Annotated in this window: 14 protein-coding genes; 5 read left to right on the top strand and 9 right to left on the bottom strand. The window is 70.1% G+C overall.

The window, feature by feature from the left end; genetic code table 11:
• Positions 1–83 precede the first annotated feature (83 nt).
• The 4 genes from ORV05_RS31330 to ORV05_RS31345 all read right to left on the bottom strand — a co-directional run bounded on the left by ORV05_RS31330 (position 84) and on the right by ORV05_RS31345 (position 3,020).
• On the bottom strand, positions 84–446 hold the full coding sequence (locus ORV05_RS31330) for a protease inhibitor I42 family protein (protein ID WP_268755504.1): 363 nt from the start codon (positions 444–446) through the stop codon (positions 84–86).
• 87 nt (positions 447–533) lie between these two features.
• Positions 534–1,001 carry a hypothetical protein gene (locus ORV05_RS31335; protein ID WP_268755505.1) on the bottom strand — a complete coding sequence of 156 codons (468 nt, stop codon included), beginning with the start codon at positions 999–1,001 and terminating at the stop codon, positions 534–536.
• Positions 1,002–1,022: 21 nt separating this feature from the next.
• Positions 1,023–2,171: a C1 family peptidase gene (locus ORV05_RS31340; RefSeq protein WP_268755506.1), complete on the bottom strand. Its 1,149-nt coding sequence runs from the start codon at positions 2,169–2,171 to the stop codon at positions 1,023–1,025.
• 213 nt (positions 2,172–2,384) lie between these two features.
• Entirely contained in the window at positions 2,385–3,020 is a 636-nt protein-coding gene (locus ORV05_RS31345; RefSeq protein ID WP_268755507.1) for an NAD(P)-dependent oxidoreductase, read from the bottom strand.
• A gap of 88 nt (positions 3,021–3,108) precedes the next feature.
• Between ORV05_RS31345 and ORV05_RS31350 the strand changes: the two genes are divergently transcribed.
• A complete protein-coding gene (locus ORV05_RS31350) occupies positions 3,109–3,720 on the top strand; it encodes a TetR/AcrR family transcriptional regulator (RefSeq protein WP_268755508.1) in 612 nt (203 codons plus the stop codon).
• On the opposite strand, the gene ORV05_RS31355 is transcribed toward ORV05_RS31350, so the two are convergent.
• Positions 3,668–4,186, bottom strand: coding sequence for a GbsR/MarR family transcriptional regulator (locus ORV05_RS31355; RefSeq protein ID WP_268755509.1), 519 nt, complete (start codon positions 4,184–4,186; stop codon positions 3,668–3,670). The genes ORV05_RS31350 and ORV05_RS31355 overlap by 53 nt on opposite strands.
• 95 nt (positions 4,187–4,281) lie before the next feature.
• On the opposite strand from ORV05_RS31355, the gene ORV05_RS31360 reads away from it, so the two are divergent.
• The 3 genes from ORV05_RS31360 (at position 4,282) to ORV05_RS31370 (ending at position 8,328) form a co-directional block, all read left to right on the top strand.
• Positions 4,282–5,187 carry an ABC transporter ATP-binding protein gene (locus ORV05_RS31360; protein WP_268755510.1) on the top strand — a complete coding sequence of 302 codons (906 nt, stop codon included), beginning with the start codon at positions 4,282–4,284 and terminating at the stop codon, positions 5,185–5,187.
• On the top strand, positions 5,184–6,782 hold the full coding sequence (locus ORV05_RS31365; RefSeq protein WP_268755511.1) for an ABC transporter permease: 1,599 nt from the start codon (positions 5,184–5,186) through the stop codon (positions 6,780–6,782). The genes ORV05_RS31360 and ORV05_RS31365 overlap by 4 nt, the downstream gene beginning before the upstream one ends.
• Before the next feature lie 91 nt (positions 6,783–6,873).
• Complete coding sequence (locus ORV05_RS31370; RefSeq protein ID WP_268755512.1) at positions 6,874–8,328, top strand: NAD-dependent succinate-semialdehyde dehydrogenase; 1,455 nt, start codon at positions 6,874–6,876, stop codon at positions 8,326–8,328.
• Here ORV05_RS31370 and ORV05_RS31375 read toward each other — a convergent pair.
• Positions 8,325–8,909: a TetR/AcrR family transcriptional regulator gene (locus ORV05_RS31375; RefSeq protein WP_268755513.1), complete on the bottom strand. Its 585-nt coding sequence runs from the start codon at positions 8,907–8,909 to the stop codon at positions 8,325–8,327. The genes ORV05_RS31370 and ORV05_RS31375 overlap by 4 nt on opposite strands.
• Positions 8,910–8,964: 55 nt before the next feature.
• Complete coding sequence (locus ORV05_RS31380) at positions 8,965–9,729, bottom strand: metal-dependent hydrolase (protein WP_144588882.1); 765 nt, start codon at positions 9,727–9,729, stop codon at positions 8,965–8,967.
• A gap of 79 nt (positions 9,730–9,808) precedes the next feature.
• Between ORV05_RS31380 and ORV05_RS31385 the strand changes: the two genes are divergently transcribed.
• Positions 9,809–10,192: a TIGR03618 family F420-dependent PPOX class oxidoreductase gene (locus ORV05_RS31385; RefSeq protein WP_268755514.1), complete on the top strand. Its 384-nt coding sequence runs from the start codon at positions 9,809–9,811 to the stop codon at positions 10,190–10,192.
• Positions 10,193–10,202: 10 nt separating this feature from the next.
• On the opposite strand, the gene ORV05_RS31390 is transcribed toward ORV05_RS31385, so the two are convergent.
• Both ORV05_RS31390 and ORV05_RS31395 read right to left on the bottom strand, forming a co-directional pair.
• Positions 10,203–11,288, bottom strand: coding sequence for an MBL fold metallo-hydrolase (locus ORV05_RS31390; protein WP_268755515.1), 1,086 nt, complete (start codon positions 11,286–11,288; stop codon positions 10,203–10,205).
• Between the two features lie 129 nt (positions 11,289–11,417).
• Complete coding sequence (locus ORV05_RS31395; RefSeq protein WP_407652619.1) at positions 11,418–12,725, bottom strand: glycoside hydrolase family 1 protein; 1,308 nt, start codon at positions 12,723–12,725, stop codon at positions 11,418–11,420.
• Positions 12,726–12,729: the final 4 nt, after the last annotated feature.

Raw genomic sequence — 12,729 nt, forward strand, 5'->3', positions numbered from 1 at the left:
TCCGTAGGTCACCCTTACTCGCTACCGGCATTATCCGGGGCTCCCTCCTTCAACCAGAGGGGGCGGGACGACACCAGATACAGTCAGGACCGATCTTCTTCTGTGCCCTCCGTCACAGCAAGCACGAACGTGACGGAGCGGCGCGGTTCTCCCTCCCATGGCCGCGCCAGCTCCGCCCGTACCAGGTGCCGGCCGGCGCCGACGATGTCGAACGCCAGCCGGCGCATTCCCCCTGCCCCCGGCGGCAGGTCCCCCCGACCCGCCGCCCCCGGATGGCCGTCCCCCCGGACGTAGTCGTCCGCGACCACCCGAACCGCTTCCGGAAGCTGCCACCGCCACTGGTAACCCGAGGTCCTGACCTCTGGGAGCTCGAGCTCCACGGTGTCCCCGACCCGCAGTTCCGCCGTCTCCCCCGCGTCGGCCTGCGCGAGCCGGACCAGTGCCACTGCTTCCTCCTTCCACGATTCGCCCGGAGGTGGTGTCCGGCGGCCCCCTCGGCTGCCGGACACCACCAGTTCAGTGCACTCCCGTCGTCAGAGCAGGAGCTGGTCGATCTGACCGGCGCCGTCCTCGTGGTACGAGACGGGCAGTCCGTTGGCCTTCGCCAGCAGGGCCAGCGTGGTCAACGGGCTGCGACCGGTCTCCGAGGACTCCAGGCGCTTCCAGCCGAGCCCGGCGACGAACGCCCAGACGCCCGGACTGCCACTGGAGGACCAGAGATGGGTGATCACCCGGTCCTTCACCCAGACGCCACCCGGCTGGGCGGCCGGCTCGGGCGGCCCCCCGCCGCCGTCCCCGGCGAGTTCCACCACCGGCGGCATGGGCGGTACCTCGCCGTCGTTTCCGGCGTTCACCACCGGCGGGGTCGGCCGGCCGTTCTCCACCGGTGGGGGCTCGAACGGTTCCCAGTTGCCCCTCGGCGGTCCCAAGGGGTCTGGCGGAGTGGCGTTCGGCTGGGACTCCTCGTCCGGCACCGGCCGCTCGGTCTCGCTCATGGTCATCGTCGTTTCCTCGCTCGCGGGTCAGTAGGAGATCTGAACCAGGCGTAGTGCGTCGTTTTCGAGGTAAGGGCGGACCGGATGACCGGCCGCCCTCGCCTCCGCGAGCAAGGCGAGTTGCCCCGCCCCGCCCGGCCCCCCGGAAAGCCGGGTCCAGCCCAGGTTCTCCAGGTGCACCCATCCACCGTCGGAGTGCGCCGAGGCGAACAGGCCCAGCGCGCGCTGTTCGGGCAGCCACGCGCGCAGATTCGCCCCCGTGCACCCCAGCGTGGTCGGCCGCGGCTCCGGATAGTCCTCGATGAAGGCCTCGCCATAGGCGATCCGGAAGAAGCCGCCCTCCCCCCAGCCGGTACCCCAGGAGTTCTTGCCGATCCAGCAGCCCTGCTCGTCGTCCCACCCGATGAGGGCGACGCAGTGCCCCCCGCTGGTCTCCTCGGTGGTGTGCCGGTAGATCCCGCCGGTGTAGTGGAAGAAGTCCTCGTACACCACCATGCACGCGGTCACCGGGCCGTAACCGTAGATGTGGTGCTTGATGGCGGCCGGATCACGGGTCAGGTCGACGACCTTCTCCGCCAGCGCGAGCCGGTGGGGCCAGTCCGGATTGAGCGAACCGGCACCGTTGTCGTGGTAGGGCCAGTAATCCTCGAAAGTGACGCCCGTGGAAACGCAGTCGTCGAACAACTCGTCCGGCCACGCGCCGCTCGCGCTGGTGTAGTCGCGCTGCGCCGCGTGCCCGAAAAAAAGGTGTGCCTCGGACAGGTCGAGGTTCAGCCCGGCGGCCCGGCGCGTGTACGCTGCGGTGCCCTCCAGCACCGCGATCACCCCGAACGCCGCGCACGAACCGCACTCCCCCTGGTCCTTCACCGGAGTGGTGTAGTCGCCGCCGCAGGTGTCCCGCAGGTCGAAGGCACGCGGAAGGCTTTCCGACGGCGCCTTGGCCGCGATGCACCGCTGCCCGGCGGTCCCGAGCGCGGCCTCGGCCATCAACGCGGGCAGATCCGCCCGCGCCTGCACCTCGGCCGCGCTCGGGGCCGGCACCCCCAGCCGCAACGCACGCGACTCGTTCTCCAGCCGGCTCAGCAAGGTTTCCCCCGCCTGCCACGGATCCCCCAGCGCGGCAAGAGATTCGCGGATCGCCGCGATCTCCTCCTCGCACGAGCGGCCGGAGCTCATCCATCCTCCAGTGGGCTTTGTTCAACCGATGCCCCTATGACGCGGCGAGGGCCGCGCCAGATACACACCGGCAGGAGATTTTTCGAACTCGCTGGTAGGAGGCCCCCAGAATCACCCGTTCGGCCTAACGGCGGCCACTCGCCGTGCCCCCTCCGGAAAGCGTTCCACCAGGTGAGAGCCCTTTCGGTGACCGTTGCCCGTCCGATGCCCCACTCAGCCCTGGGCCACGGAGACCGCGGTGCGGACGAGACCTTCATCGGCCGCCGCGGCGAGCAGGTAGCCCGCGAGATCGGCGCGACCGATGTTGTAGCTGCCGCGCACGTTCCGGCCGACCGCGGTGGCGACCTTGCCCCGCCGAGGCCAGTCCCGTAGCCGCGGGGGACGCACGATCGTCCAGTCCGTCTCGCTCGCCATCACGCGCTCCTCCATCACACCCATGTCGGCATAGGCCTCTCGCAGGATCCCGATCAGAACCGGCTTGAAGATCCGGCCGGTGAAGAAGGAATCGCCTTCGGTGTGCATCCCGCTGTTGCTCACCACGACCAGGCGCCGGACCCCGGCGGTCTTCATCGCGCTCATGATGGCGCTCGTCCCGTCGCGGCAGATGGTGCTCGGCCCGCGGTCACGCGCGCCCAGCGCGGAGATCACCGCGTCCCGCCCGGCGATCGCGGGCACGAGGGAGTCCGCGTCGAACACGTCCGCGGTCACCACTTCGAGCCGCGGCTGGTCGCCGACGGCCAGCCGCGCGCGGTCGCGCACCACGGCCGTCACCTCGTGGCCCGCCTCGAGCGCCTGCCGCACCACCTCCACGCCGGTCCCGCCGCTCGCGCCGAACACTGTGATCTTCATGCTCTCCTCCTGAGGTGAGTGTTCACTTACCACTATGGTGAGTAAGTACTTACTCACACGTCAAGGCGACACTGAGAGAGGACTGAGAATGGGGACACGCGAAGAGATCCTCGCCGCGGCCACGCGCGTCATGCGCGAACAGGGATACGCACGGGCGACGACGAAGGAGATCGCCCGTGTCGCGGGGTACTCGGAAGCGACGCTGTACAAGCACTTCGCCGACAAGGCGCACCTGTTCCGGAGTGTGCTGAGCGAGCAACTCCCCGGCCTCGGCAAGGTGCTCACGGAGCTCACCGAGCGTGCCGGCACCGGGACGGTGCAGGCGAACCTCACCCAGGTCGCCCGCCTGGCCCTCGACTTCTACACCGAGAGCTTTCCGATCGCCGCGTCGCTGTTTTCCACCAGGGAACTGCTGACGAGCCATCGCCGGGCGATGGCCGACCACGGTGCCGGTCCGCGCAACCCGCACGAAGGTCTCGTGCGCTACCTCAAGGCCGAGCAACGGCTCGGCCGCCTCCCCCGCTCGGCGGATCCGGAAGCCCTGTCGGCCCTGCTGCTCGGCGCCTGCTTCCAGCAGGCCTTCCTGACCGCCTTCGACGACGCCGAACCCAGTGGCAAGGAACGGGAGAAACTGGCGAAAAGCCTGGTCAAGACCCTGCTTCAGGGGCTTGCCCCGACCGCTCGTCCCGCCACCGCTTGACCACCCGGGGCAACTCCGCCGCCAGGTAGGTGAAGAAATCCCTGGTTTCGACGAGGCGACGGCCGGGAATCGTGTCGGCGCCCACCGCTTCCACACCCTCGTCGAGGGTCTTGGCCAGCCCGCCGTAGATCTTGTCCGCCTGCCCGACCGCCTCGTACCAGAAGTCGTTGCCGATGAAGAAGTGGTCGCGCCGCTCGCCCGGCCTGCGGCCGCGGTGCAGCAGCCCGATCTGGGCGAGGTAGCGCACCGCATTGGACACCGCGGCGGGGCTGATCTGCAGTACCTCGGTCAGGTCGCTCGCGGTCAGGCTGCCCTGCTGACTGGCGAGCGTCGCCGCGAAGACCCGCGCCGGCATGCGCTGCATGCCCGCGTTGACCAGCGTGAGCGCGAACTTCTCCACGAACGGAAGGGCCTGTTCGGGCACCGGAGCGGCCGGATCACGCTGGGATTGGGGTCGGCTCGACATGGCTTCATCCTCTCGCAGGCAGGGTGACGGACCTCAACCGTCACTAACTTTTTCGAGTCTTCACAAATTTCTGAAACAAGCGTAGCTTCGCTCGCATGGATCTTGCGATCTCCGTTTCCGGCCTGACGAAGTCGTTCGGGCCGACCAAGGCCCTCGACGGCCTCGACCTGCAGGTCAGGACGGGTGAAGTGCACGGGTTCCTCGGCCCGAACGGCGCCGGGAAGTCCACCACCGTCCGAGTCCTGCTCGGGCTTCTGCGCGCCGACGGGGGCACCGCCCGCCTGCTCGGCGGCGACCCCTGGCGCGACGCCGCGGAACTGCACCGGCGGCTCGCCTATGTCCCCGGCGACGTCAACCTCTGGCCCAACCTCTCCGGCGGCGAGGTCATCGACCTGCTCGGCAGGCTCCGCGGCGGGCTCGACCAGCGCCGCCGCAAGGAACTGATCGAGCGCTTCGACCTGGACCCCAGGAAGAAGGGCCGCACCTATTCGAAGGGGAACCGGCAGAAGGTGGCCATCGTCGCCGCCCTGGCGTCCAATGTGGAACTGCTGATCCTGGACGAGCCGACCTCGGGCCTGGATCCCCTGATGGAAGCCACGTTCCAGTACGCGATCCAGGAGGAGCGCGAGCAGGGCAGGACGGTGCTGCTGTCCAGCCACATCCTCGCCGAGGTCGAGGCCCTGTGCGACCGGGTCAGCATCGTGCGCAACGGCCGCACCGTGGAAACCGGCACCCTGGCCGAGCTGCGGCACCTGACCCGCACTTCGATCACGGTGGAGCTGGCCGGCGGCACGGCGACGACCAACGGGCTCGGCTCGCTGCCCGAGGTCCACGACCTCAGGGTCGACGGCGACCGCGTCCGGTTCGACGTGGAAACCCACTCGCTGGACAAGGTCCTCCGGCAACTCTCCGACCTCGGCGTCCGCAGCCTGACCAGCCAGCCCCCGACGCTGGAGGAGCTGTTCCTGCGGCACTACACCGCGGAGGCGAGCACCCGATGAACGCACTGGCCGGGACCCGGCAACTGCTCCGGCTGGCGCTGCGCCGGGACCGGATCGTGGTTCCGTTGTGGGTGATCCTCCTCGGCGTCCTGCCCGCCAGTACGTCGAGTGCCTACGCGACGCTGTACCCCGATGCCGCCAGTCGCGCGGCCCTCACCGCGGCCACCGGATCCAACCCGTCGATCCGGCTGCTCTACGGCCCCGCCTTCGACCTGTCCACCGCCGGTGGTTTCACCGCCTGGCGCTTCGGCTCCTTCCTCTCCTTGTTCGTCGCGCTGGCGTGCGTCTTCACCGTCACCCGGCACACGCGGCAGGAAGAGGATTCGGGGCGGCAGGAACTGCTGTCCTCCGCCGTGACCGGGCGCTCCGCGGCATTGACCGCGGGTCTGCTCACCGGCGGGCTCGCGGCGTTGGCGACCGGGCTCGTCGCCGCGCTTTCCCTGGCGGGCGGGAAGCTGCCGCTCGCGGGCTCGGTGGCGTTCGGCGCGAGCATCACGCTCGTCGGCTGGGTGGCGTGCGCGGTCGCCGCCGTAACGGCTCAACTGGCCGAGTACTCGCGCACGGCCAACGGGCTCGCCTGCGCCACGCTCGGCGTGATGTTCCTGCTGCGCGCCATCGGCGACTCCAGCCGGGACATCGGCTGGCTGTCCTGGCTGTCGCCGATCGGCTGGTCCTCGCAGGTCCGCCCATACGCGCACGAGCGCTGGTGGGTGCTGCTGCTGCCGCTGGCCACCACCGCCGTACTCGGCGTGCTGGCGTACCGCCTGCTGGCGCGCCGGGACGTCGGCATGGGCCTCCTGCCCGCCCGGCTGGGACCGGCGGCGGGCGCACCGGGCCTGGATTCCCCGCTCGCCCTCGCCTGGCGCCTGCACAGGGGCACGCTTTTCGGCTGGCTCGCCGGTTTCGCGCTCGCGGGTGCGCTCTTCGGTTCCATGGCGGCGGGCATCGGCGATGTGGTCGGCGACAGCGCGCAGACTCGCGAGATGGTCCAGCGCATGGGTGGCAGCTCGGGCCTGGTGGACGCGTTCCTCGCCGTGATGGCCGGGATGTTCGGCATGATCGCGGCGATGTATTCGGTGCAGGCGGCGCTGCGGATGCGTTCGGAAGAGGTGGCACTGCGGCTGGAGCCGCTGCTCGCGACCGGAACCCGGCGGCTGCGCTGGGCGGCAAGCCACCTGGTGTTCCCGTTCCTCGGCAGCGGCCTGCTGCTCGCCGTGGCGGGCACGGCCCTCGGGCTGCTGCACGGTTTGCGCGTGCACGATGTGAGCGGTCAGCTACCAAGGGTGCTCGGCTCGACGGTCGCCCAACTGCCCGCCGTGTGGGTGGTCGCCGGGATTTCCTTGCTGGTGTTCGGGTTCCTGCCCAGGGCCAGTGCCGCCGCAGGTTGGGGCGTGGCCTCGGCATTCCTGCTGGTTTCCCTCTACGGACCGGCGATCCGGCTGCCGCAGGCGGTGCTCGACCTCTCGCCGTTCACCCACATCCCGAAGTTCCCGGGCGCGGCCTTCACCCTCGGCCCGTTCCTGTGGCTGACCGGCATGGCGCTCGTCACACTATTCGCCGGTTTGACAGGTTTCTGGCGCCGGGACATCGGGTAGTCACTGGGCACGGGGGAGAGAGCCCGGGCTGGTCGGGGGCCCGGGCTCTTTTCGTATCCATACTTCCCCCCGTGCGGGGTAGCCGGAAACCATGACCGAACCGATCGAGGGCGTACCCCAGCAGATCTTCCTCGCCGGGCAGTGGCGGGATTCCGCCGACGGCAGCCGGTTCCCGGTGCAGGACCCCGGCAACGAGCAACGCCTGTGCGAGGTTTCCGACGCGCAGGACGCGGACGTCCGCGAAGCCATCGATGCCGCCGTCGGCGCACAAGAGGCTTGGGCAGCGACGGCGGCGCGCGATCGGGGCGAAATCCTGCGTCGCGCCTGGCAACTGATGACCGACCGCACCGACGACATCGCCCGCCTGATGACGCTGGAGATGGGCAAGAGCCTGGCGGAGTCCCGCGGCGAGGTCGCCTATGCCGCCGAGTTCTTCCGGTGGTTCTCCGAGGAGGCCGTGCGGATCAACGGCCGGTACGGGCGCAATCCCGCAGGCAGCGGCCGCACCCTGGTGACCAGGCAGCCCGTCGGCCCCTGCCTGTTGATCACCCCGTGGAACTTCCCGCTGGCGATGGGCACCCGCAAGATCGGGCCCGCGATCGCCGCGGGCTGCACAATGATCGTGAAACCGGCTCAGCTCACCCCGCTGTCGATGCTGAATCTGGCCGCGATCCTGCGCGAAGCGGGACTGCCCGAGGGCGTACTCAGCGTGCTGCCGACAACCTCGGCAAGCCGCGTGTCCGGCCCGGTCCTCGCCGATCCCCGGATCCGGAAGGTGTCCTTCACCGGCTCCACCGAGGTCGGCCGCAAACTCGTCGAGTTGTGCGCCCCGAACCTCCAGCGCATGTCGATGGAACTCGGTGGGAACGCGCCCTTCCTGGTGTTCCCGGACGCCGATCTCGACCGCGCGGTGGCGGGTGCGGTGACCGCGAAGATGCGCAACAACGGGGAATCCTGCGTCGCCGCCAACCGTTTCCACGTGCATTCCTCCGTGGCCGACGAGTTCGTCCGGCGCCTGGCGGAAGAGATGTCGGGCATGAAGGCGGGGCACGGCACCGAGGACGGGGTCCGCGTCGGTCCCCTGATCAACGCCGCGCAGCGCGACAAGGTGAGCGAACTGGTCGAGGATGCGCTCAATCGCGGCGCCCAGGCGGTCGTCGGGGCGAAAGCCTTGCCGGGCAAGGGTTTCTTCTACGCCCCGACGGTGCTCACCGAGGTGCCACCGGACGCGCGCATCCTGCGGGAGGAGGTCTTCGGCCCGGTCGCCCCGGTGACCACCTTCGACACCGAGGACGAGGCCGTCCGGCTCGCCGACGACACGGAATTCGGGCTGGTCGCCTACCTGTTCACCCGTGACCTCGACCGCGCCTTCCGCGTCGGGGAACGGCTGTCCACCGGGATGGTCGGCGTCAACACCGGCCTCGTGTCCAACGCGGCCGCCCCCTTCGGCGGGATCAAGGCCTCCGGATTCGGCCGCGAAGGCGGCAACGAAGGGATCGACGAGTACCTCGACGTCAAGTACCTGGCCCTGTCGGTGGCGACCTAGACCGTTGGGGCGAAGCGGTTTGCGTGGCCGCGGGGGTGGGCCCGGAGGCCGTCGGTGATCACGCGGCCGAGGTCTCCCGGCGACTGGCGAAGGATGGCGACGTACCCGGACAGCAACGGAACGAGGTCCTCCGCGGTGATGTCGTCCCGCACCGCGCCCGCCCGCTGCGCCCGCGCGAGCAACTCGGCCATCCGGCCCCGGAAGTCCGCGCGCTGCGCGGAACTCGGCTCGATTCCACCGGCCGCGGCGAGCGCGTCGCACAGCGCCTTGTTCAGCACCGCCCGCTCGGCGACCAGCCGGAAGTACTCGAAGAACGCCTCGCCGGGATCGGTCGCGGTGAGCCGCTCCCGCGCCTGTTCGGTGAGCTGCTCGATGCTGTCCAGCACCACCGCCTGGAACAGGGATTCCTTGCTGGGAAAGTGCCGGTAGACCGTGCCCGCACCGACCCCGGCCCGCCGGGCGATCTCGTCGAGCGGCACCGAAGGCCCCTCGTCGGCGAACGCCTCCTGCGCCGCCGCCAGAACCCGCGCGCGGTTGCGCCGGGCGTCGGCGCGCAGGGTCGGTTTCGCGGGGCTGTTCATCCACCCGATTCTAGTGTCCCGGGCCGGAACGCCCGTGGAAAACGTGACGGCGCGCTCAGTTCCCGGCCTGCACGGCGGGATGGCTGACCAGCGAGACGAGCCATTCCCACACGCCGGGCACGAGCAGGACGCCCAGCACGGCGCAAACCGGGAACACCACGAGGTTTTCCGCCCGCTTGCCGGTGCGGAACCGCAGGAACGACGGCGGCCGCAGTTCGTACCAGGTCTCCCCCGCGATCGGGACCGGGAACAGGAACGGACATCCGGCCACGGTCAGGGAATCGCCGAGGCAGTGCGTCACGCAGCCCAGTGCCACGGCCAGTCCCACCCAGCCGGTCAGCTGTTGCAGTTCACCGGCGGCACTGGTGGTGGTGGCCCACCACACCACCGCGCCGCCACCGACGAACAGCAACCAGTCGCCGAGGGCGTCGGCGGCCAGCACCATCCCGAACAGCACGATCCCGGCCACCGCGTACCAGCCGCCCGCCCGCGAGCCCCACGTGGCCAGCGCGCCCATGGCGGCGGCGAACAGCACGGTGTGCGACAGATGCCGGTGCGTGCCCTTGACGCGTTCGTCGCGCGGCCCCTTCGTCACCTGGTACACCGCGGCCGACGTGCGGCGCAGCAACCAGGACAAGCCGCCCGTGACCGGGCCCAGCAGCTTCGACGCGCCGGCGCCGGGGTGGTCGAGATCGGGCAGCAGGGCGAAACCTGCTGTGGTGGCGGCGAATGCCGCGGCTTGGTGCACGGTGCCCGCCCCGATCACGGGAGCGATGGCGAGTCCGGTACACCAGCCGGTCAGTGCGTGCGTGCGGCCCATCATGGAAACGATCTTGGCAATAAGGTGTCCCGAAGGCCAGGACAGGGCACGGAACGACCGTGCGGGCCAGGAGGATGCGATGAGCGAGGAACTTCGGCGGTTCTGGGCCGAACGGTTGCTGAGCACCCTCACCACCCTGCGCCGCGACGGTTCTCCGCACGTGGTGCCGGTGTGCGTCATGGTGGAAGAGGACCTCACCGTGGCGCGCGTGATCTGCTCGCGCGGCAGCGCGAAGGCGCGCAACGTCCGTGCGGCAGGCGAGGGCGGAGCGCGCGTGGCGGTGTGCCAGGTCGACGGGCGCCGCTGGTCCACACTGGAAGGCGTCGCCGTGGTGCGCGAAGACCCCGAGTCGGTGCGCGACGCGGAGGCGCGCTACACCGCCCGGTACGGCAAGCCCCCGCGGCCGAACCCGCAGCGTGTGGTCATCGAGATCACCGTGGACCGCAGGCTCGGCCTGTCCTGAAACCCGCGCGTCAGCCGAGGGCCTGCCACCAGGGATCGACCTGGGGCACGCCGTCGACGTCGATCCGCTCCCCGGGGCGGGGCACGGCCAGCGCGACGTCGTGCGCCTTCGCCTCCCGCCACACGCGTTCCACGGGTTCGTCCCACGCGTGCAGTGCCAGGCGGAAGGTGCCCCAGTGCACCGGGATGAGCAGGCCACCGCGCACGTCGAGATGCGCGGCCACGCCCTCCTCCGGTGTCATGTGGATATCCGGCCACGCCGGGTGGTACGCGCCGATCTGGACCAGTGCGGCGTCGAACGGACCGTACTTGCGGCCGATCTCCGCGTAGCCGGCGAAGTAGCCCGAATCGGCGGTGTAGAACACCCGCCGCTTCGCCCCGGCGATCACCCACGACGCCCACAAGGTGTTGTTGCGGGTGAAGGCGCGGCCGGAGAAGTGCTGCGCGTCGGCCGCGGTGATCCGCAGCCCGGCGATGTCGGTGCTCTCGTGCCAGTCGAGTTCGATGATGCGCGCGGCGGGCACCCGCCAGCGCCGCAGGTGCGAGCCCACCCCGAGCGGGACGACGAACGGCGCCTCCTGCGTCCGGGTCAGCGTCCGGACGGCGCTCGCGTCGAGATGGTCGTAGTGGTCGTGCGAGACGATGATCGCGTCCAGCCGCGGCAGCTCTTCCAGCTTGTGCGGCGGCCTGTGCATCCGGCGGGGCCCGACGAACCGCGACGGCGAGACCCGCTCGCTCCACACGGGATCGATGAGCACGCGCGCGCCGTCGAGTTCGACCAGCGAGGAGGCGTGGCCGTACCACGTGACGTGCAGCCCCTCGTCCGGGCTGTCCGGACGGGGCGGCACGAGCGGGATCGGCCCGGCGGGGCGGCGGCGCTGACCGCCGAACAGCATCTCGCGCAGCAGGTCCGTGCCGGTGGCGGTGTTCGGCATCACCGGCGGGGCGAGATTGCGGAACCGGCCGTCGCGGAACTGGGGCGACCGGCGCATCACCTCGAGATCGGGCCTGCCCCCGAACGCCAGGGGTATCTCCCACAACGCCCAGCCGAGGGCGCCGATCAGCGCCGGGATCGTCCACCGGAGTTTTCTCGCCATGTCCTGAGAAACTACCCACTGCGGACGGAAGTTCCCCACACGTCGTGGACCCAGAGGGTGACCCCCGGCCGGTTATCCTTCGTGTGGGGTCCCTCACGCCGGAGCACGGGGAACCCACACCAGGCCGGCTCAGCGCAGCGGCGCCAGCGGACCGTCCGGATTCGCCGGGGAGACGCAGCTGACCAGCGGGTCGACCAGCGAGCAGGCCGACGGCCCCTGCACCAGGTGGTAGCCGGACGGCACCCCGCCGGTGGCGATGACCTGCCGGTACACCGGCACCGCGTCGGTGGGCCTCCGGGTCAGCGCCGGATCGGTGAGAGCGTCCACTGTGTACAGGCCGAAGCGGGGCCGGTAGCTGCCCCACTCGTAGTTGTCGGTGATGCTCCAGTAGTTGTAACCGATCACGTTCATCCCGTCGGCCTTCGCCCGCTGCACCCAGAAGATCGAGTCCTGGAGTGCGGCCGAGCGCGTGTACCCGTCGGCACGCGGCTGCCCGTTGTCGGTCGGCATGCCGTTTTCCACGATGTACAAGGGAAGTTCCGGGTACCGGCCGGCGTAGTAGCGCAGCGCGTCGTAGATTCCCTCGGGCTGCAGTTTGATCTTCCAGAACTCACTGGAGATCCCGTTCACCGCGGTGAGGTTGTCGAGGCTGACGCCGTAGTAGTAGTCGAGGCCGATGAAGTCGACCTTGTCCTTGATCTGGTCCATCACGACCAGATCGGTGGCCGCGTTGAAGCCCGAGTAGAAGGACTGGTTGCTGGTGACCTTGCCGCTCGGGTCGAGCCGGTGGATCAGGTCGTAGGCCTGCCGGTGCGCCCGCACCACGTCGGCCTGCCACGCCGGGATCTGGAACACATTCACCGCACCGATCCTGAGTTCCTGGGTGAGGAAGGCGACCGGCTCGTTGAAGGTCACCCACAGCACGCCCAGTTCCCGGTAGCGCTGCACGATCCTGCCCGTGAAGGCGAGGAAGTCGTCCACCGTGCGGGCGTCGGCGAACCCGCCGCGGTCGGCCACCCAGCCCGGATACACCCAGTGGCTGAGGGTGATCATCGGCGTCATCCCGGCCTGGCGGATCTGCCGGATCACGTCGTCGTAGTAGGCGAGTTCCTGCTCGTCCCACACGCCGGGCTGTGGTTCGACCCTGGCCCACTCGACGCTGAACCGGAACGTGTTCACCCCCATCCCGGCGGCGAGCCTGATGTCCTCCGGATAGCGGTGCCGGAAGTCGACGGCGTTGGCGTACCGGTCCACGCTCGCGGTGCGGGCGACGTACCGCGACCAGTTGCTGTCCGGCGCGCTCCCCTCGTTCTGATAGCCGGCGGTGGCGACGCCCCAGTAGAACGCGCGCGACCAAGCGGCGGCGCCGGCGCTCGGCGAGCCCAGCGACGCGGTCAGCACGGCAACGACGGCGATTACCCACACCCGGCGCAACACGCGA

The sequence above is a fragment of the Amycolatopsis cynarae genome (assembly GCF_026802195.1).
Taxonomy (GTDB): Bacteria; Actinomycetota; Actinomycetes; order Mycobacteriales; family Pseudonocardiaceae; genus Amycolatopsis_E; species Amycolatopsis_E rhizosphaerae.